The organism is Pseudoalteromonas carrageenovora IAM 12662, from assembly GCF_900239935.1.
Lineage (GTDB): Bacteria > Pseudomonadota > Gammaproteobacteria > Enterobacterales > Alteromonadaceae > Pseudoalteromonas > Pseudoalteromonas carrageenovora.
The window spans coordinates 2,252,340-2,273,183 of the sequence record NZ_LT965928.1 but is presented as its reverse complement, the minus strand read 5'-3'; the positions used below and the strand labels follow the sequence as shown (position 1 = coordinate 2,273,183).

10 protein-coding genes, 8 tRNA genes and 3 rRNA genes are annotated in these 20,844 nt (G+C 42.2%); 19 read left to right on the top strand and 2 right to left on the bottom strand.

Annotated features, from left to right (window positions below; genetic code table 11):
- Positions 1–17 precede the first annotated feature (17 nt).
- The 12 genes from ALFOR1_RS10260 to ALFOR1_RS10205 all read left to right on the top strand — a co-directional run bounded on the left by ALFOR1_RS10260 (position 18) and on the right by ALFOR1_RS10205 (position 5,471).
- A complete protein-coding gene (locus ALFOR1_RS10260; RefSeq protein WP_058548271.1) occupies positions 18–1,169 on the top strand; it encodes a dicarboxylate/amino acid:cation symporter in 1,152 nt (383 codons plus the stop codon).
- Between the two features lie 108 nt (positions 1,170–1,277).
- Positions 1,278–1,928 (top strand): UvrY/SirA/GacA family response regulator transcription factor, encoded by a 651-nt coding sequence (uvrY, locus tag ALFOR1_RS10255; protein ID WP_104642900.1) that lies wholly within the window; start codon positions 1,278–1,280, stop codon positions 1,926–1,928.
- A gap of 6 nt (positions 1,929–1,934) precedes the next feature.
- Positions 1,935–3,758, top strand: coding sequence for an excinuclease ABC subunit UvrC (gene uvrC / locus ALFOR1_RS10250; protein ID WP_104642899.1), 1,824 nt, complete (start codon positions 1,935–1,937; stop codon positions 3,756–3,758).
- 41 nt (positions 3,759–3,799) lie between these two features.
- The gene (gene pgsA, locus ALFOR1_RS10245) at positions 3,800–4,345 is read left to right on the top strand and encodes a CDP-diacylglycerol--glycerol-3-phosphate 3-phosphatidyltransferase (protein ID WP_058548269.1); all 546 of its coding nucleotides are present in this window, start codon (positions 3,800–3,802) and stop codon (positions 4,343–4,345) included.
- A 211-nt stretch (positions 4,346–4,556) separates the two neighbouring features.
- Positions 4,557–4,632 (top strand) — tRNA-Gly (locus ALFOR1_RS10240).
- Positions 4,633–4,663: 31 nt separating this feature from the next.
- Positions 4,664–4,737, top strand: a tRNA-Cys gene (locus ALFOR1_RS10235).
- Between the two features lie 37 nt (positions 4,738–4,774).
- Positions 4,775–4,861 (top strand) — tRNA-Leu (locus tag ALFOR1_RS10230).
- Positions 4,862–4,926: 65 nt separating this feature from the next.
- Positions 4,927–5,002: transfer RNA gene (locus tag ALFOR1_RS10225), tRNA-Gly, on the top strand.
- A 39-nt stretch (positions 5,003–5,041) separates the two neighbouring features.
- Positions 5,042–5,128 (top strand) — tRNA-Leu (locus tag ALFOR1_RS10220).
- Positions 5,129–5,177: 49 nt separating this feature from the next.
- A tRNA-Gly gene (locus ALFOR1_RS10215) sits at positions 5,178–5,253 on the top strand.
- Positions 5,254–5,272: 19 nt separating this feature from the next.
- Positions 5,273–5,346: transfer RNA gene (locus ALFOR1_RS10210), tRNA-Cys, on the top strand.
- A gap of 38 nt (positions 5,347–5,384) precedes the next feature.
- A tRNA-Leu gene (locus tag ALFOR1_RS10205) sits at positions 5,385–5,471 on the top strand.
- 530 nt (positions 5,472–6,001) lie between these two features.
- On the opposite strand, the gene ALFOR1_RS10200 is transcribed toward ALFOR1_RS10205, so the two are convergent.
- On the bottom strand, positions 6,002–7,600 hold the full coding sequence (locus ALFOR1_RS10200) for a BCCT family transporter (RefSeq protein WP_104642898.1): 1,599 nt from the start codon (positions 7,598–7,600) through the stop codon (positions 6,002–6,004).
- A gap of 171 nt (positions 7,601–7,771) precedes the next feature.
- Positions 7,772–9,187, bottom strand: coding sequence for an alanine/glycine:cation symporter family protein (locus ALFOR1_RS10195; protein ID WP_104642897.1), 1,416 nt, complete (start codon positions 9,185–9,187; stop codon positions 7,772–7,774).
- A gap of 640 nt (positions 9,188–9,827) precedes the next feature.
- Between ALFOR1_RS10195 and ALFOR1_RS10190 the strand changes: the two genes are divergently transcribed.
- From ALFOR1_RS10190 to pheT, 7 genes are all read left to right on the top strand, one after another.
- Positions 9,828–11,363, top strand: a 16S ribosomal RNA gene (locus ALFOR1_RS10190).
- Positions 11,364–11,655: 292 nt separating this feature from the next.
- Positions 11,656–14,545 (top strand): 23S ribosomal RNA (locus ALFOR1_RS10185).
- A gap of 202 nt (positions 14,546–14,747) precedes the next feature.
- Positions 14,748–14,862: ribosomal RNA gene (gene rrf, locus ALFOR1_RS10180) — 5S ribosomal RNA — on the top strand.
- The 16S, 23S and 5S rRNA genes sit together here, the layout of an rRNA operon.
- A gap of 748 nt (positions 14,863–15,610) precedes the next feature.
- Positions 15,611–16,666, top strand: a complete 1,056-nt coding sequence (locus ALFOR1_RS10175; protein ID WP_104642896.1) for a DUF2066 domain-containing protein — start codon at positions 15,611–15,613, stop codon at positions 16,664–16,666.
- Positions 16,666–17,376: a DnaA inactivator Hda gene (gene hda, locus ALFOR1_RS10170; protein WP_131692440.1), complete on the top strand. Its 711-nt coding sequence runs from the start codon at positions 16,666–16,668 to the stop codon at positions 17,374–17,376. Before ALFOR1_RS10175 ends, hda begins: the two co-directional genes overlap by 1 nt.
- A gap of 82 nt (positions 17,377–17,458) precedes the next feature.
- Entirely contained in the window at positions 17,459–18,439 is a 981-nt protein-coding gene (pheS, locus tag ALFOR1_RS10165) for a phenylalanine--tRNA ligase subunit alpha (protein ID WP_006794499.1), read from the top strand.
- 15 nt (positions 18,440–18,454) lie between these two features.
- On the top strand, positions 18,455–20,842 hold the full coding sequence (gene pheT / locus ALFOR1_RS10160) for a phenylalanine--tRNA ligase subunit beta (RefSeq protein ID WP_104642895.1): 2,388 nt from the start codon (positions 18,455–18,457) through the stop codon (positions 20,840–20,842).
- Positions 20,843–20,844: the final 2 nt, after the last annotated feature.

The window sequence follows — 20,844 nt, the reverse complement described above, 5'->3', positions numbered from 1 at the left end:
TCAACTAAGCAATCATAATGAACTTAATATTAAAATTAATTGCCGGTATTGTGGCCGGTATTTTAATCGGACTGTATGTACCTTTAACAGGTGTTGAGCTTTTATTTACCGTTAAAGAATTAATTGGCCAACTTATATCTTTTACTATTCCTTTAATTATTTTGTTTTTTATTGCGTCTGGTATTGCGGGCTTACCAAAAGGCTCAGGCCATTTATTAGGTAAAACAGTGGGCTTTGCTTATAGCTCTACCATTATTGCCGGCACGCTTGCATTTTTACTGGTTAGCGCAGTTATTCCACTTTTAAGTGGCGGTATTACATTTGAGGCTGAAGTAGCCACTGAAATAGGCAGTTTTATTGATTTAGAAATTCCACCTCTAATGGGCGTAATGACTGCATTAGTCACTGCGTTCGTATTTGGTATAGGTATGAGCCAACTCCAATTAGAAACGCTTAAAAAAGTTTCTGATCAGGGGCGTGATGTAATTGATGGCCTATTATCAAAAGTTATTATTCCGGCTTTACCATTTTACATTGCAGGTGTGTTTGCAGAAATGACAGTGGCAGGCACCGTGGTCGACACGCTACAAACATTTGGTGTTGTGCTTATTGCAGCGCTAGTGATGCATTGGCTATGGCTAACAGTATTATATGTTTCTACGGGCTTATTACTTAAACGTAATCCGCTAGAGCTAGTTAAAAATATGCTACCCGCTTATTTTACAGCGCTCGGTACAATGTCAAGTGCAGCGACTATTCCTGTGTCATTACAATCAAGTAAAGCAAACAATGTAAAAGAAGATGTAGCGAACTTTACTGTACCACTGTGTGCAACCATTCACTTATCTGGCTCAACTATTACGATTGTAACGTGTGCAATGGCTGTTATGTTTTTATCGCCAAATATGGAAGTACCTTCGTTGATGGGAATGCTGCCATTTATTATGATGTTAGGTGTAGTAATGATTGCAGCGCCAGGTGCACCAGGTGGAGCCGTAATGTCGGCACTCGGTTTATTAACAAGCATGCTAGGCTTTAATGAAGGGGCTGTAGCATTAATGATTGCGCTTTATTTAGCACAAGATAGCTTTGGTACTGCGTGTAATGTTACCGGTGATGGCATTATTGCGCTATGGGTTGACCGTTTTAGCGAAAAAGCATCATCTTAAATTATTAAGGCGGGGCAATAATACTAGTTATTGTTTCGCTTTATATATGGTACTGTAACGAATTAATTTTATTAAATCGCATGTTGTTAGGTAAGTGAGGATGTTCCATTGATTAATGTACTTTTAGTTGATGACCATGAGCTGGTACGCACTGGTATAAAACGTATATTAGATGACGTACGTGGTTTTAAAGTGGTTGGCGAGGCTAAAGATGGCGAAGCCGCCGTACAGTTTTGTCGTCAGCACGCGCCAAACATAGTATTAATGGATATGAATATGCCTGGTATGGGTGGACTTGAAGCGACTAAGAAAATTTGTCGTTACTGCCCAGATGTAAAAATTATTGTGTTAACGGTTAATTGTGAAGACCCATTTCCGAGCAAAGTTATGCAAATTGGTGCACATGGGTTTTTAACCAAAGGCGCAGGATCTGATGAAATGGTACGTGCTATTCGATCAGTTCATGCCGGCCAGCGTTATATTGCCCCTGAAATTGCACAGCAAATAGCGCTAGCTCAAGTAACAGGGCGCACCGATGAAAACCCTTTTCAGAGTTTATCTGAACGTGAACTGCAAATTATGCTAATGATCACCAAAGGTGAAAAAGCACAAGATATAGCAGAGCGTTTAAATTTAAGCTCTAAAACGGTTAACAGCTATCGTTACCGTATGTTTGAAAAACTAAATGTAGGCGGTGATGTTGAGCTGACGCATTTAGCGATTCGCCATAAAATGATTGATATAGACGCATCTCACTAGTTATATATGTCTGAATTTGATCATGTACATTTTTTAAAATCGCTATCGAGCGAGCCCGGTGTTTACCGTATGCTTGATAGCGACCAGCAAGTTATTTATGTTGGTAAAGCTAAAAATTTAAAAAAACGTGTAACGAGTTACTTTCGTAGCAACATAACCGATAGTAAAACTCGGGTTTTAGTAAGCAATATCTGTGATATTGAAGTCACGCTTACAAATACCGAAACCGAAGCACTTCTGCTTGAAAACAACCTCATTAAAAAATATCAGCCGCGCTATAACATCTTATTGCGTGACGATAAGTCATACCCTTATATTTTACTTACGAGCCATAAACACCCACGTTTAGCTTTTCATCGTGGAAGTCGTAAAGTAAAAGGCGAATACTTTGGGCCTTTCCCAAGTGCCGGGGCAGTATCTGAAAGTTTGCGCTTAATGCAAAAAATATTTCCGGTTCGTCAATGTGAAGACGCTTATTATCGAGCAAGAAGTCGTCCGTGTTTGCAGTACCAGTTAAAGCGCTGCTCTGCACCATGTGTTAATAAAGTCTCTGAGGATGAGTATTCTGAGCAAGTAGATTATGTGCGTAAGTTTTTAACGGGTAAGTCGCATGAAGTTATTGCCGATTTAATAAAAAAAATGGAAACCGCTAGCGCGAAACTTAACTTTGAACTTGCGGCGAAGGTTCGCGATCAAATTATGTTATTGCGTAAAATGCAGGAACAGCAGTCTATATCGGGCAATTTTGCTGAAATGGATGTGGTAGGTTTTGCTCATTTAAATGGCTTAAACGGGATTCATTTATTAATGATCCGCGACCATAAAGTGCTCGGCAGTAAAACCTATTTCCCTAAAGTACCAAAAGACTCTGGCCAAGAAGAAATTCTCACTTCGTTTTTAGGGCAATACTACTTAGCACCCGGAGCAACAGGGCGTATAGCAAAAGAAATTATTTTACCGTTCGAAATTGAAGAAAGTGAAGTGCTAGGTGAAGCCCTAACTCAAATTAGTGAGCGCAAAGTAACACTTAAAGTAGTGACTCGCGGAGAGCGGGCGCAGTACTTACAACTTGCGAATAAAAATGCATTAAATAGCATTACGGTTAAGCAAAGCACTCAAGACTCTATAAATAAACGTTATGCTCAGTTAAAGGCGACTTTACGTCTAGACGATATCACTAGAATGGAATGTTTTGATATAAGCCATACTATGGGTGAAAACACGGTTGCAAGTTGTGTGGTTTTTGACTCCCAAGGGCCAAATACCAAAGAGTACAGACGCTACAACGTAACTGGTATTACGGGGGGCGATGATTATGCGGCGATGGAATTTGCACTTAACAAGCGTTATAACAAAGTGGTAGACGAAGAAAAAATACCTGATGTTATTTTTATTGACGGTGGTAAAGGGCAATTAGGTCGAGCAGAACAATATTTTGCAAATTGGCCTCATGCTAAAATGCCATTGTTAGTAGGTGTTGCTAAAGGTACCAGCCGCAGGCCTGGCCTTGAAACCTTATTAATTGACGGCGGGCGTAAAACAATCCCTATGGATTCGGATGCGCCAGCGCTTCATTTAATTCAACATATTCGCGATGAATCACACCGTTTTGCAATTGCTGGGCATCGTAATAAGCGCCAAAAACAGCGTACTCAATCATTATTAGAAGAAATAAACGGAGTAGGTTCTAAACGCCGCCAAACATTATTAAAATATTTAGGGGGCATGCAGGGAGTAAAAGCTGCTAATATAGAACAGTTAAAGAAAGTTCCTGGGATCAGCCCTGACATGGCTGAGAAGATATTTAACCATTTGCATGACAAGGGCTAGCCCTTCGTGCGAATATAGAAAAAAGACATATCCAAGTAGTTATGTGGAATATTCCAAACACACTCACAACCTTTAGACTTTTTCTTATCCCCATTTTTTTGGTGATATTTTACTTGCCTTATAGCTGGGCTTTTTTTGCTGCCGCTTTTATATTTTGGCTTGCATCGATTACCGATATTCTTGATGGCTATTTAGCACGTAAGCTTGAGCAATCAACGCCTTTTGGTGCCTTTTTAGACCCTGTAGCAGATAAAGTAATGGTATGTGCAGCGCTTGTTGCACTATCTGATCATTATCAGTCTATGTATATGACAATACCTGCATTAATTATTATATGTCGTGAAATTGTTATTTCAGCTCTGCGTGAGTGGATGGCTGAACAGGGCAAGCGCGGCAATGTGGCTGTATCAAATATGGGTAAAATCAAAACCGCTGCGCAAATGTTAGCCATTATAGGTTTGATTTGGCAATATGCACCATGGATGAACTATTTAAGTTTTGCATTACTTTATGTAGCAACCTTTTTAACCTTAAGTTCAATGATGCAATATTTACGTGCAGCATGGGGTGAATTGACTAAAAATTAGCTCTAAATGTCTAATAACGCACCGTTTTAGATAAAAAGTAATCAAACAGTTCAAAACTAGCATTTTTTGTATTGACGCGTTTAATAATCTCTGTAGAATGCGTCCGTGTTGAGAGGGCATAGCCCCCTAGATAAACGAAACGGTAATTAATTAGTTGCCTGAATGTTGACTCAAAACATCGTGTTGAAATTCAAAAGCTAATAAATTAAATGCGGTACTAGCTCAGTTGGTAGAGCGCGACCTTGCCAAGGTCGAGGTCACGAGTTCGAGCCTCGTGTACCGCTCCAAGTTTATCTTAAGGTTAATACCCCGTACTGGGGCGGAATGGCAGAGTGGCCATGCACCGGATTGCAAATCCGTCTACCTCGGTTCGACTCCGGGTTCCGCCTCCATTTCAACACTCCACACGCTTTAATTAGCAAACTCGATGCCCGAGTGGTGGAATTGGTAGACACAAGGGATTTAAAATCCCTCGACTAACAAGTCGTGCCGGTTCAAGTCCGGCCTCGGGCACCACTTTGTGGTTTAACTGCATTACCAAGTGCAATTTATAAAACAGTTAATATTAGAATTAATATGATGCGGTACTAGCTCAGTTGGTAGAGCGCGACCTTGCCAAGGTCGAGGTCACGAGTTCGAGCCTCGTGTACCGCTCCATATTAGTTTTATCCACTTGCTTTAAATAGCAAACTCGATGCCCGAGTGGTGGAATTGGTAGACACAAGGGATTTAAAATCCCTCGACTAACAAGTCGTGCCGGTTCAAGTCCGGCCTCGGGCACCACTTTAAATCATTTTACCAAGATAATTTAAAGTTGATAAAACAGAATTTTGCGGTACTAGCTCAGTTGGTAGAGCGCGACCTTGCCAAGGTCGAGGTCACGAGTTCGAGCCTCGTGTACCGCTCCAAATTATTTGGATACATTTAGGCGGAATGGCAGAGTGGCCATGCACCGGATTGCAAATCCGTTTACCTCGGTTCGACTCCGGGTTCCGCCTCCATATAATTTACTCCACACGCTTTAATTAGCAAACTCGATGCCCGAGTGGTGGAATTGGTAGACACAAGGGATTTAAAATCCCTCGACTAACAAGTCGTGCCGGTTCAAGTCCGGCCTCGGGCACCATCTTTACCAAAATCCTCAAATTAATGATTTCCTAAATTTAAAACGCCTAAAACACCTAAAACACCTAAAACACCTAAAACACCTAAAACACCTAAAACACCTAAAACACCTAAAACACCTAAAACACCTAAAACACCTAAAACACCTAAAACACCTTATTCAAGTTCTCTAATTTTATTTTTATACCTACTTACCTTTAATATTTAAAGTTTCATCATTGTACATTTATACTAATTCGCTTAATTAATTGATCTATTTTGAGGGTGGAAAAACGTCTTGATAGCTAGGCAAAAAATTCGTTATTTAATTGTTCTCGGCAATTACTCCTGCATTGCTCTACCTTCTGCATCCATGCAATCGTAAATGAGGAGTGTTTTAACGCAGATAGCGATACGTTTAGCCCTGCAAAATGATTAAGCATTATAGCGGGTTGGTAACAATGAACATGATGATGTACACGGGCTGTCAAAAATGAATTTTAAAGTGGGTGTATAAGCGACCCACGAGGGCCGCTTATACAAGATGAACTGTTATTGAAATTTACTTTGAGCTTTGTAAGTAGGGTATTCACTTAGTAAGCCTTGAATAAGCGCAACACACATTAAAATAAGTATTATTGAAAATGGTAGGGCAGTAGTCACCACTCCTGATTGAAGCGCTTGTAATGCTTGCGAGCCTCCAACCCAAAGTAATACAGCTGCAATCACACCTTCAACAGTAGCCCAAAATATACGTTGTGGCACTGGTGCATCTATTTTACCGCCAGCAGTTATACCGTCTATTACAAGCGAACCTGAATCAGATGAAGTAATAAAGAAGACTAAAACTAAAGCAATAGAAATAATTGAGATAAAGCTAGAGAACGGAAGCTGTTCGTATACTTGAAATAAAGTAACTGAGATATCAGTTAAGCCGTTTTGTCCAAGTGGCCCAACTTGCTCTATAACTTGTGTTATTGCCATATTACCAAATACACCCATCCACACCAAGCTAAGTAGAGTTGGTAGGCCTATAACAACAAGTAAGAATTCTCGTACAGTGCGCCCTTTAGAAACTCGAGCTATAAACATACCTACAAACGGTGACCAAGAGATCCACCACGCCCAATAAAATACAGTCCAAGAGTGCATCCAATCTTCATCGGGTCTATTAAAAGGATTACTCAATGGTACAAAGTGTTCTACGTAAGCTCCAAGGGTAAACCACACAGCAGGAATTGAATCAGAAAATGTAAGGGCGATAACAGCTAACAGTAAAATAAACGCACAAATTAAATTAACATTGCTTAGTACTTTTACGCCGCCCTCAATACCTCTTATAACAGAAAAAATAGCAATACACGTCACTAATCCAATAACAGATATTTGAAAAGCAGTGCCGTAATCAGTGCCTAATAGGTAATTTATTCCACTGGTCGCTTGTTGTGCGCCAAGCCCTAGTGATGTAGCTAACCCAAATAAGGTAGACAGTACCGCAAGTATATCTATGATATGTCCAAGCCAACCCCATGCGCGATCACCAAATAAGGGATAGAAAACAGAGCGTATAGATAAAGGCAAGCCTTTGTTAAATGCAAAAAAAGCCAAGCTTAATCCAACCACTGCGTAAATCGCCCAGCCATGTAAACCCCAGTGGTACATAGTTGCACCTAAAGCTAATGAATGTGCTTGTGCTGAATTTGGCTCTACCCCCATAGGCATATGATACCAACCTGTATAATAGGCTGTTGGCTCTGCAACTCCCCAAAATAGTAAGCCAATACCCATTCCTGCTGCAAAAAGCATAGCAAGCCACGACATATAGCCATGTTCTGGACGAGCTTTAGCACCCCCTAAACGAATTTTACCTAAAGGAGAGAATGCTAAAATAACGCAAAAAATCACAAAGGCATTGGCTAATAGCATAAAATAACTATCGAATTGATTAATAATGGCGTCTTTAGTGGAGGTTAGAGCATCACGGGTAACGGTAGGGTCAAAAACTAAGGTAAGTATTACAAATAAAACGACTAGAAATGCGCTTATTCCAAATACAGGGTTATGGATATCAAACCCCCATTTTTGTACATTATCTTGCCCAACTTGATAATCAGTGGTATCGATACTGTACTTTTTTGTCATGTCATCCATCGGATCTCCTTTTTTATAGATAACTTTTATATGTTCCTATACGTTATTAAATATAAAATAGTTTCAAAAATTAATATAAGCTTTTCTTATTAAAGGTAGTAATAAATCTTTTTAAAATATGTAAATAAACTATAGAGCTAAAAAAGCGAGCCGTAGCTCGCTATTTGATTTTTATTTCCAGGCCTCGGGGTCGACCTCTTTATCGAGTTTTGGGTGTTTACTTTTATCAAAGGTAGGTATTAGACCTTTCTTGCGTTGCTCGTTATAATCTTTCGATAACCATACAACAACTCCTGAAAGCATAAACAGCGCTATTACGTTTACAATGGCCATTAACCCCATTGATATGTCAGCTAATGTCCAAATTAAGCCAAGTTCACCAATAGCACCAAACATCACCATTGCTAATACAAGCAATCTAAAAATAAACATGCCTTTATTAGAGTTATGTTCTAAAAACATTAAATTAGTCTCAGCGTATGAATAATTAGCAACAATAGAAGTAAAAGCAAAGAACAAGATAGCGATAGCAACAAAGTAAGAACCCCAGCTACCAACATGCTCTTGTAAAGCTGCTTGCGTAAGTTCAATACCCATCACCCCAGACTCAGGTACTAATTGTTGAGATAGTAAAATTAACGACGCGGTCGCGGTACAAATAACAATAGTATCAATAAATACACCAAGCATTTGTACATAGCCTTGTGATGCCGGATGAGGTGGATAAGGTGTTGCAGTTGCGGCAGCATTTGCTGCGCTGCCCATACCAGCTTCGTTCGAGAATAATCCACGCTTGATCCCTTGGATCATTGCCTGTGTTACACCGTAACCAATAGCACCTGCACCTGCTTGTTCAAGTCCAAAAGCACTTTTTATAATAAGTACTAGTACATCAGGTAAAGCCGTAAAGTTCATTGCACATACATACAACGCAACTAATAAATAAGCTAATGCCATAAAAGGCACAACCATTTCTGCAAATCGAGAGATTGTTTTTAAGCCACCAAAGATAATAATACCAGAACCAACAACAAGCACTATTCCTACAATATATTTTGGTACATCAAACGCTACTTCAAATGCTGCAGCAATAGAGTTTGACTGTACGGCATTAAATACTAGGCCAAAAGCTAAAATTAAACATAACGAGAATAAAACGCCCATCCAACGCTTGCCTAAACCTACTTCCATATAATAAGCAGGGCCACCTCTAAAATTGCCTTCAGCATCTTTTGTTTTATAAGCTTGTGCCAGTGTACTTTCGGCGAAGCTAGTTGCCATTCCTATTAAGGCAATAAGCCACATCCAAAAAATTGCACCTGGGCCACCTAAATATAAAGCAACAGCTACACCTGCCATATTACCTGTACCAACACGGGCGGCTAATGATGTACAAAAAGCTTGGAATGACGATATCTCATTATCGCCGCACTTACGCGAACCAAACATTACTTTAAACATATGTGGAAATTGGACAATTTGAATGAAGCCTAACCGAACGGTAAAAAACAGGCCTGCCGCTATTAATAAGTAGACGAGAACTTGGCCCCACAAAAGGGCACTTATACTATTTATTATGTCTGTCATGGATACTACCTAAATACATGAGTTGAAAAAGTGCTGGCAACTTACCACAACAAACAAAAAGAGTTTAGTTTTAAAGTGCAAAAAGCACAGTTATCAACAGGCTTTTGTGAGTAACTTGTGATCTAGTTGTGAGCTTCATCTGTGTATAAAATAAATCTAATTTTACTTAATAAAACGCTTGCGTAAGAATCGAATCTCCCTATAATGCGACCCCACTGAGACGGGAAACGCCGATGCATAGCAAGGCAGCAGCGGCTCAGAGAGTTAAATAAAACTTCGGTTTTGAATCTTCTAAAAAGAAAGTTTAAAACAAAGTGTTGACTCGAAAAATAAAGGGTGTATTATTCGCATCCCTTGAGACGCTAAAGCGACTCAAAACGTTCTTTAACAATATAAAGCAATCATCTGTGTGGGCACTCGTACAGATTGAGTTCTAACAGCCAACCTACTTCGGTAGCGAGGCAAACAAATTAGAGTCTCAATTGAAACTGAGTGACCATATGTTATTAAAAGATTCAGCCTTGAGCTGTTTTGATTTTACTTTTTTAAAAGTAAAAAGAATAACGCACAGTCAATTCGTTTTTGGCAACAAAAACAAAAATTCAGAATTCATTGAGCTGTCGAAAGACATAAAACTTTTTAATTGAAGAGTTTGATCATGGCTCAGATTGAACGCTGGCGGCAGGCCTAACACATGCAAGTCGAGCGGTAACAGAAAGTAGCTTGCTACTTTGCTGACGAGCGGCGGACGGGTGAGTAATGCTTGGGAACATGCCTTGAGGTGGGGGACAACAGTTGGAAACGACTGCTAATACCGCATAATGTCTACGGACCAAAGGGGGCTTCGGCTCTCGCCTTTAGATTGGCCCAAGTGGGATTAGCTAGTTGGTGAGGTAATGGCTCACCAAGGCAACGATCCCTAGCTGGTTTGAGAGGATGATCAGCCACACTGGAACTGAGACACGGTCCAGACTCCTACGGGAGGCAGCAGTGGGGAATATTGCACAATGGGCGCAAGCCTGATGCAGCCATGCCGCGTGTGTGAAGAAGGCCTTCGGGTTGTAAAGCACTTTCAGTCAGGAGGAAAGGTTAGTAGTTAATACCTGCTAGCTGTGACGTTACTGACAGAAGAAGCACCGGCTAACTCCGTGCCAGCAGCCGCGGTAATACGGAGGGTGCGAGCGTTAATCGGAATTACTGGGCGTAAAGCGTACGCAGGCGGTTTGTTAAGCGAGATGTGAAAGCCCCGGGCTCAACCTGGGAACTGCATTTCGAACTGGCAAACTAGAGTGTGATAGAGGGTGGTAGAATTTCAGGTGTAGCGGTGAAATGCGTAGAGATCTGAAGGAATACCGATGGCGAAGGCAGCCACCTGGGTCAACACTGACGCTCATGTACGAAAGCGTGGGGAGCAAACAGGATTAGATACCCTGGTAGTCCACGCCGTAAACGATGTCTACTAGAAGCTCGGAACCTCGGTTCTGTTTTTCAAAGCTAACGCATTAAGTAGACCGCCTGGGGAGTACGGCCGCAAGGTTAAAACTCAAATGAATTGACGGGGGCCCGCACAAGCGGTGGAGCATGTGGTTTAATTCGATGCAACGCGAAGAACCTTACCTACACTTGACATACAGAGAACTTACCAGAGATGGTTTGGTGCCTTCGGGAACTCTGATACAGGTGCTGCATGGCTGTCGTCAGCTCGTGTTGTGAGATGTTGGGTTAAGTCCCGCAACGAGCGCAACCCCTATCCTTAGTTGCTAGCAGGTAATGCTGAGAACTCTAAGGAGACTGCCGGTGATAAACCGGAGGAAGGTGGGGACGACGTCAAGTCATCATGGCCCTTACGTGTAGGGCTACACACGTGCTACAATGGCGCATACAGAGTGCTGCGAACTCGCGAGAGTAAGCGAATCACTTAAAGTGCGTCGTAGTCCGGATTGGAGTCTGCAACTCGACTCCATGAAGTCGGAATCGCTAGTAATCGCGTATCAGAATGACGCGGTGAATACGTTCCCGGGCCTTGTACACACCGCCCGTCACACCATGGGAGTGGGTTGCTCCAGAAGTAGATAGTCTAACCCTCGGGAGGACGTTTACCACGGAGTGATTCATGACTGGGGTGAAGTCGTAACAAGGTAGCCCTAGGGGAACCTGGGGCTGGATCACCTCCTTATACGATTTAGAACTTATTTGTTCGTAGTGTCCACACAGATGATTGTTAGTTAGTAGTGCCCTTTGGGTTTACTAATTAATATGCTCTTTAAAAATTTGGAAAAGCTGATAATAAAATTCTGATAAATATTCGTATTTATCAAGAGTTTTCAAAAGTAAAAAAGAATGATAGCAGTATCATTCAGTGCCATTTAATCACTCTTTGAGTTGATTGATTGGTATCTACTTTAGTATTCAATATTAACTTCTGGCGAAGTTAAACTGTCACGAACAAAGACCCGTTTGGGTTGTATGGTTAAGTGACTAAGCGTACACGGTGGATGCCTTGGCAGTTGGAGGCGATGAAGGACGTATTAACTTGCGATAAGCCTAGTCAAGCTAGTAAAAAGCGCTTGAGACTAGGATTTCCGAATGGGGAAACCCACCTGCTTGCAGGTATCGTTAACTGAATACATAGGTTAACGAGGCGAACGCGGAGAACTGAAACATCTAAGTACCCGTAGGAAAAGAAATCAACCGAGATTCCGAAAGTAGCGGCGAGCGAAATCGGAACAGCCCTTAAGCTTATTATGTGTTAATGGAAGGCTCTGGAAAGTGCCACGATACAGGGTGATAGTCCCGTACATGAAAAGACATTTTAAGTGAAATCGAGTAGGTCGGAGCACGTGAAACTTTGACTGAATATAGGTGGACCATCATCTAAGGCTAAATACTCCCAACTGACCGATAGTGAACCAGTACCGTGAGGGAAAGGCGAAAAGAACCCCTGTGAGGGGAGTGAAATAGAACCTGAAACCGTGTACGTACAAGCAGTAGGAGCCTACTTGTTAGGTGACTGCGTACCTTTTGTATAATGGGTCAGCGACTTATATTTTGTAGCGAGGTTAACCGTATAGGGTAGCCGTAGGGAAACCGAGTCTTAACTGGGCGATTAGTTGCAAGGTATAGACCCGAAACCCGGTGATCTAGCCATGAGCAGGTTGAAGGTTGAGTAACATCAACTGGAGGACCGAACCCACTAACGTTGAAAAGTTAGGGGATGACTTGTGGCTAGGAGTGAAAGGCTAATCAAACCGGGAGATAGCTGGTTCTCCCCGAAATCTATTTAGGTAGAGCCTCGGACGAATACTTACGGGGGTAGAGCACTGTTAAGGCTAGGGGGTCATCCCGACTTACCAACCCTTTGCAAACTCCGAATACCGTAAAGTAATATCCGGGAGACACACGGCGGGTGCTAACGTCCGTCGTGAAGAGGGAAACAACCCAGACCGCCAGCTAAGGTCCCAAAGTCATAGTTAAGTGGGAAACGATGTGGAAAGGCCCAGACAGCCAGGAGGTTGGCTTAGAAGCAGCCATCCTTTAAAGAAAGCGTAATAGCTCACTGGTCGAGTCGGTCTGCGCGGAAGATGTAACGGGGCTAAACTATGCACCGAAGCTGCGGATTCAACGTTTACGTTGAGTGGTAGGGGAGCGTTCTGTAAGCCGTTGAAGGTGTGCCGGGAGGCATGCTGGAGGTATCAGAAGTGCGAATGCTGACATGAGTAACGATAATGCGGGTGAAAAACCCGCACGCCGGAAGACCAAGGGTTCCTATCCCATGTTAATCAGGGTAGGGTAAGTCGACCCCTAAGGCGAGGCCGAAAGGCGTAGTCGATGGGAAACGGATTAATATTTCCGTACTTGGTATAATTGCGATGGGGGGACGGAGAAGGCTAAGCAAGCATGGCGATGGTTGTCCATGTGAAAGTGAGTAGGGCGTTTGTTTAGGTAAATCCGGACGAACATTAAACCTGAGACACGAGACGAGTCACCAAGGTGATGAAGTTGTTGATGCCATACTTCCAGGAAAAGCCTCTAAGCTTCAGATTATACCGAATCGTACCCCAAACCGACACAGGTGGTCAGGTAGAGAATACTAAGGCGCTTGAGAGAACTCGGGTGAAGGAACTGGGCAAAATCGTACCGTAACTTCGGGAGAAGGTACGCTCCTATCTGTGATGAGACTTGCTCTCTAAGCGGACGGGAGCCGCAGTGACCAGGTGGCTGGGACTGTTTATTAAAAACACAGCACTGTGCAAAATCGCAAGATGACGTATACGGTGTGACACCTGCCCGGTGCCGGAAGGTTAATTGATGGGGTTATCCTTAGGGAGAAGCTCTTGATCGAAGCCCCGGTAAACGGCGGCCGTAACTATAACGGTCCTAAGGTAGCGAAATTCCTTGTCGGGTAAGTTCCGACCTGCACGAATGGTGTAACCATGGCCACGCTGTCTCCACCCGAGACTCAGTGAAATTGAAATCGCAGTGAAGATGCTGTGTACCCGCGGCTAGACGGAAAGACCCCGTGAACCTTTACTACAGCTTGGCACTGAACATTGAACCTACATGTGTAGGATAGGTGGGAGACTTTGAAGATGAGACGCTAGTTTTGTTGGAGTCGTCCTTGAAATACCACCCTTGTAGTTTTGATGTTCTAACGTTGGCCCCTGAATCGGGGTTACGGACAGTGCCTGGTGGGTAGTTTGACTGGGGCGGTCTCCTCCCAAAGAGTAACGGAGGAGCACGAAGGTTGGCTAAGTACGGTCGGACATCGTACGGTTAGTGTAATGGTAGAAGCCAGCTTAACTGCGAGACAGACACGTCGAGCAGGTACGAAAGTAGGTCATAGTGATCCGGTGGTTCTGAATGGAAGGGCCATCGCTCAACGGATAAAAGGTACTCCGGGGATAACAGGCTGATACCGCCCAAGAGTTCATATCGACGGCGGTGTTTGGCACCTCGATGTCGGCTCATCACATCCTGGGGCTGAAGTCGGTCCCAAGGGTATGGCTGTTCGCCATTTAAAGTGGTACGCGAGCTGGGTTTAGAACGTCGTGAGACAGTTCGGTCCCTATCTGCCGTGGGCGTTTGAGAATTGAGAGGGGTTGCTCCTAGTACGAGAGGACCGGAGTGAACGAACCGCTGGTGTTCGGGTTGTCATGCCAATGGCATTGCCCGGTAGCTACGTTCGGAACTGATAAGCGCTGAAAGCATCTAAGCGCGAAGCAGGCCTCGAGATGATTTCTCACTAGACTTTTAAAGTCTCTGAAGGGCCGTTGAAGACTACAACGTTGATAGGCAAGATGTGGAAGTGGTGTGAGCCATTAAGCTAACTTGTACTAATTACCCGTGAGGCTTAACCATACAACGCCAAACGCGTTTTGTGACAGTAAAGCGACAGAAGTTAATGACTAAAGTAGATATTACTTAGAAACTTAAAAAATATTATCAGATATTTTCCAAATTTATGAGGTGACTCTTAGCGCGTAGCGTTAAAGTAGAGGCACCTTGCGCAAAGGAAATAGTAGCACTACGTGCTTATCATTAATCCTTTGCACCAAATTTGCTTGGTGACAATAGCGTTTTGGACCCACCTGACTCCATGCCGAACTCAGTAGTGAAACGAAACAGCGCCGATGATAGTGTAGCATTTGCTATGTGAAAGTAGGACATTACCAGGCTTCAAATTAAAGAAACCCGTTACAGCAATGTGACGGGTTTTTTGCTATCTGGGGTTTAGTAAATAGCCAAGAGCCCATGCCAAACTCAGTAGTCAAACAAAACAGCTCGAAGGCGAGCCCCGGCCAACGATAGTGTAGCATTTGCTATGTGAAAGTAGGACATTACCAGGCTTCAAATAAGAGAAACCCGTTACAGCAATGTAACGGGTTTTTTGCTGTCTGGGGTTTAATAAATAGCCAAGAGCCCATGCCGAGCTCAGTAGTGAAACAAAACAGCTCGAAGGCGAGCCCCGGCCAACGGTAGTGTAGCATTTCACTGTGACTCACCACCGCTGTGGGCACCACGACATTACCAGGCTTCAAATTAAAGCAACCCGTTACAGCAATGTAACGGGTTTTTTGCTGTCTGCAGAAAAGTAAAATGCGCACAATTGATAGACACTCATCAAGCCTCTATTACATAGGTCAGGCGAGCGTAGCGACTCCCGACGACAACATCAAAAATTTCTCTGCCTGGAAGTGTCGCATTTGCTATATTATCCACAATCTGCGTACATCACATCAACCAATTCCTCAATCTTGTGAATATGTCGAGATCAAATCAAAGAGCTTTTATAGTTAAGCACAGAGGTATAGTTATTATTTATATATTTACTAATCTGATAGTGCTGGATAACAAATATAATTTTGCTTTGTTACTGGCTTTGATTTAGGATCAAAACAGTTTAAAACCAAGAACTAATAGCCTGTGTATAGATTATTAATTAGTGCCATATCATTTATATTTTGTTTTTCTGTATCGGCGGTTGAAGTAACTGATCTGTATCAAGATATATTAAACGTCGATGATAAAACCAGAGATACGCGTTTAAATGCGAGCCGCAAGGCATTGCTTAATGTTTTAGTTAAAGTGAGTGGTGATGAAACAGCAGATCAAAATAAACTTGCGCAGCAACGCACTAAAGATATCTCAGATTATATGCTCAAATTTGAGTATGACGAGCGAGCAAACGGAAAACTTAAATTAGTTGTTAAATTTGAAGCGCGTAAAATAAATGCGCTTGTTAAAGAGCTCAATTTACCACTGTGGGGTGTTCAGCGACCACTCGTTGCTATTTGGCTAGGTATTGAAGACAATTGGCGCAGAGAATTAGTAACACAAGAAAGTTACCCGCAGTTGGAGCAGTTAATTTATGATAAAGCAGGACGCCGTGGCTTACCAGTTGTTGTGCCTTTGCTTGATTTACAAGACAGGCGCTTAGTAGGTGTCCCCGAAGTTTGGGGGAATTTTTCTGAGCCCGTTGAAGAAGCATCTAAGCGTTACAGTGCAGAGCGAAGTATTACTGCAAGAATGTTTCAAGAACAAGACAGTGAAAACTGGATACTAGATTGGCGCTTTACTAACGACGATTTGTTTGAATCAAATAGATTAACGGGCGACAAGCAGCAAATTGTAGGGCAAATGATTGATACTCTCGCGCAAGGCCTTGCAAGCGAATATGCAATTGATCCTAATGCCTATTATCAGCAAGCTTCTGCAACACTTACTTTAAAAGAAACTAATAGCTTTGTTGATATCGAATTAGCAAAACGTAGATTACTTAGTTTAAGTGTAGTAACCGACGTAACTATTTTACGAAAAACTCCAGAGCTTGTTGAATTTAAGTTAAACCATACGGGCAGTGTAAACGATCTTAAAAAAGCACTTGGCCTTGATTCTGCTTTTAGAGACTACGTTGACCCACGTGCTTTTTATCATGTGGTTGATAAAAGTAGTTTAGAATATCAGTGGGTTGGCGAGTAATGCAAAACGCTGAGCCTATGCAAATGGCTTTACCGGTCACCTTACCGGATGATGAAACCTTTGCATCATATTTTGGTGGTGAGGACTCGTTAGAGGTTAACCATTTAAAGGACAGCTTTTCAAAGTTATCTAAAACGTTTCAGTACACCTATTTATGTGGTTTAGGTGATTCAGGCAAGTCTCACCTGCTATACGCCACTTGTGTAAAAGCACAAGAGCGCGGGTTATCCAACATGCTATTATCAATGCGTGAAGTTATTGATTTTGGCCCGATGGTGCTCGATGGCTTAGAGGCTCTCGATGTATTGTGTATAGACGATGTTCACTTAGTCGCTGGGAATGATCCTTGGGAAAAAGCATTATTTAATTTCTATAATCGCTTTAACGAACCTGGGAAAATGCTCGTAGTTACCGCTGACTTACTTCCTGATATGCTCAATATTAGCCTTCCCGATTTAGAGTCTCGGCTAAAGTGGGGCACTACATTTCAAATTCGCTCTATGAGCGATGATGATAAAGCTCAGGCGCTTGTGAAACGTGCGCATATGCGTGGATTGGAATTGAGCGATGAATGTGCACGGTTTTTACTAACGCGTTTAAGCCGTGATATGCGCGCTTTACTCGATGTATTAGACAAATTAGATCATGCATCTATGGCTGCACAGCGAAAATTAACAATTCCCTTTATAAAATCAACGTTAAAGCTGTAGTAGGTCTAGAATCTAGACCCTGCTTTCAGTTATCATTAGTCAATTAAATTGTAATCACCTTCTGTGAAAGATCAGGTATCGAATGAACTTAGAAAATATATTAGCGCAAGCACTTGAGGCGGTAGCCAGTGCCAGTGAAATCGCGCAACTAGAAGAGATCAGGGTTAATTACCTTGGTAAAAAAGGCGAAATCACTAGCTTACTTAAAACACTGGGTAAAATTGCTCCTGAAGAACGCAAAGAAGCAGGGCAGGTAATTAACCAAGCTAAGCAAGATGTTCAAGCTGCAATTAACGATAAGCGTGAGCTTTTAGCAAGTAAAGCACTAGAAGAAAAGCTAGCCGCAGAAACAATTGACGTTACTTTACCTGGGCGTGTAATGCCAACAGGTGGATTGCATCCGGTAACACGAACAATTGAACGTATTGAAAGCTTTTTTGGTGAGTTAGGTTTTGAGGTTAAATCAGGCCCTGAGATTGAAGATGACTTTCATAACTTTGATGCATTAAATATCCCTGAGCATCACCCTGCGCGTGCTGATCACGATACCTTTTATTTCAATCCTAAATTAGTACTGCGTACACAAACAAGTGGCGTGCAAATTCGTACTATGGAAACAGAACAGCCACCGCTACGTATTATTTCACCAGGGCGAGTGTATCGTAACGATTACGACCAAACTCATACTCCTATGTTCCATCAGGTAGAAGGGTTAATGGTTGATACCGATGTAAGCTTTACTGAGCTTAAAGGTATTTTACATGACTTTTTACGTAACTTTTTTGAAGAAGATATGGAAATTCGTTTCCGTCCTTCATTTTTCCCATTTACAGAACCATCTGCTGAAGTGGATGTTATGGGTAAAGACGGTAAATGGTTAGAAGTATTAGGCTGTGGCATGGTTCACCCTAACGTTCTTAAGTCGGTGGGTATTGACCCAGAAAAATACACTGGTTTTGCATTTGGTATGGGCGTAGAGCGCTTAACTATGCTGCGCTACGGCGTAAACGACTTACGTGCATTTTTTGAAAATGACTTAAAATTCCTAAACCAGTTCCGTTAAGAGTGAAATAATAAAATGAAATTTAGTGAAAAGTGGTTAAGAGAGTGGGTAAACCCTGCTATTGATACGCAAGCTCTTTCGGAACAGCTTTCTATGGCTGGTCTTGAAGTTGATGGAGTTGAGCCAGCAGCAGCCAAATTTAATGGTGTGCTAGTAGGCGAAGTGGTTGAATGTGGTCAGCACCCTGATGCAGACAAACTTCGTGTTACTAAAATTAACGTAGGTGGCGATGAGCTGCTTGATATCGTTTGTGGTGCGCCAAATTGTCGTGAAGGCATCAAAGTAGCTGTTGCAACCGTAGGTGCTGTATTACCTGGCGACTTTAAAATCAAAAAAGCAAAACTACGCGGTCAGCCTTCTCACGGTATGTTGTGTGCCTTTGTTGAACTAGGTATTAGCGAAGAAGGCGATGGCATAATGGAATTGCCACTTGATGCACCAGTAGGCACTGATTTACGCGAATACTTAGGCCTTGATGACAACATTATTGATGTTGACTTAACACCAAACCGTGGTGATTGTTTAGGTATTAAAGGCCTTGCACGAGAAGTAGGTGTTTTAAATAGCATTGATGTAAATGTATTAGCTATTCCATCTGTTACACCAACAATTGACGATAAAGTATCAATTGAACTAGTAAACGAAGATGCATGCCCTCGCTACCTTGGTCGTGTTATAAAGGGTATTAACCTTGATGCAGAAACACCACTTTGGATGGTTGAAAAGCTACGCCGTAGTGGCGTTCGTTCAATCGATCCGGTTGTTGATGTAACTAACTATGTATTACTAGAACTTGGCCACCCAATGCATGCATTTGATTTAAGTGCAATTGCAGGTGGAATTAAAGTACGTAGTGCAAATGCAGGTGAAGAGCTAGTACTACTTGATGGTAATACTGCTAAATTGAATGACTCTACACTTGTTATAGCCGATCATAATAAAGCACTTGCTATCGCCGGTATTTTTGGTGGTGAGCAATCAGGTGTTACTGAAAAAACAACAGACATACTGCTTGAAAGTGCGTTCTTTAATCCGGTTGCAATTGCTGGGCAAGCACGTAGTTACGGCCTACATACCGATGCGTCACATCGTTATGAGCGTGGTGTAGATTTTGCACTACAACATGATGCAATGCAGCGTGCAACCGCTTTATTACTTGAAATTGTTGGTGGTCAAGCAGGTCCTGTAGTTGAAGCTGTTGCAGCAGATAAATTACCAAAAGTGACTGAAGTACGTCTTCGCCGTTCTCGTTTAGACCGCGTAATAGGTCATCATATTGATGATGCTAAAGTAACTGATATTCTGACTCGTTTAGGCCTTGATGTTAAAGTAGAAAATGATAGCTGGAGTGCAGACGTACCAAGTTACCGTTTTGATATTCGTATTGAAGAAGATTTAATTGAAGAAGTTGCGCGTGTATACGGTTACAACAGTATCCCAAATGTTGCACCTACTGCAAAACTCAAAATGACAACGCATGACGAGTCAACAATTGCGCTTAGTAAGTTCCGCAATACGCTCGTTACGCGTGGTTACCAAGAAGCAATTACTTATAGCTTTGTAGATCCTAAAGCACAAACTATCTTACACCCAGATAGCAATGCGCTTGTATTACCGCACCCAATTTCAATTGAAATGTCGGCTATGCGTGTCAGCTTAATGCCTGGTTTATTGGCTTCAGTGGCCTATAACCAAAACCGTCAGCAACCGCGTATTCGCTTATTTGAGCACGGTCTTAAATTTATCAGTGATGAAAGTGCTGAAAACGGTGTTTATCAGGTGCCAGTTCTTGGTGGGGTAATTACCGGTTTAGCACACGGCGAACATTGGGTTGAAGAAAAACGTAACGTTGATTTTTACGACTTAAAAGGTGATGTAGAAGCATTACTTGCGATCACCAATGATGTTAGCCGTTTTGAAATTAAAGCAGAGCAGTCAGATGGACTTCACCCAGGCCAATCAGCAGTTATTTATGTTGATGGTAAAAAGGTTGGTTTTTTTGGTGCATTACATCCACAAGCGCAAAAATCGTTAGATATCAACAACGCAACTTTTGTGTTTGAAATTGAAATGTCGGCAATCGAAAAAAGAAATTTACCACAAGCTGTAGGGGTATCAAAATTTCCTTCAAATCGCCGCGACATCGCTATTTTAGTGGCCGACAGCGTTAAATCTGGTGATATTTTAACCGCGATAGAAAAAGTTGGCGGAAATCAATTGGTTGACCTAAACTTATTCGATGTGTATAAGGGCAAAGGTATTGAGCCAAATTATAAGAGTTTGGCGATTGCTCTAACACTGCAAGCGGTTGATAGAACACTCGAAGAGAAAGACATCAATCTAGTAGTTGATAACGTGGTGGCCGAATTGGCTGATAAATTTAATGCATCGTTGAGGGACTAGAT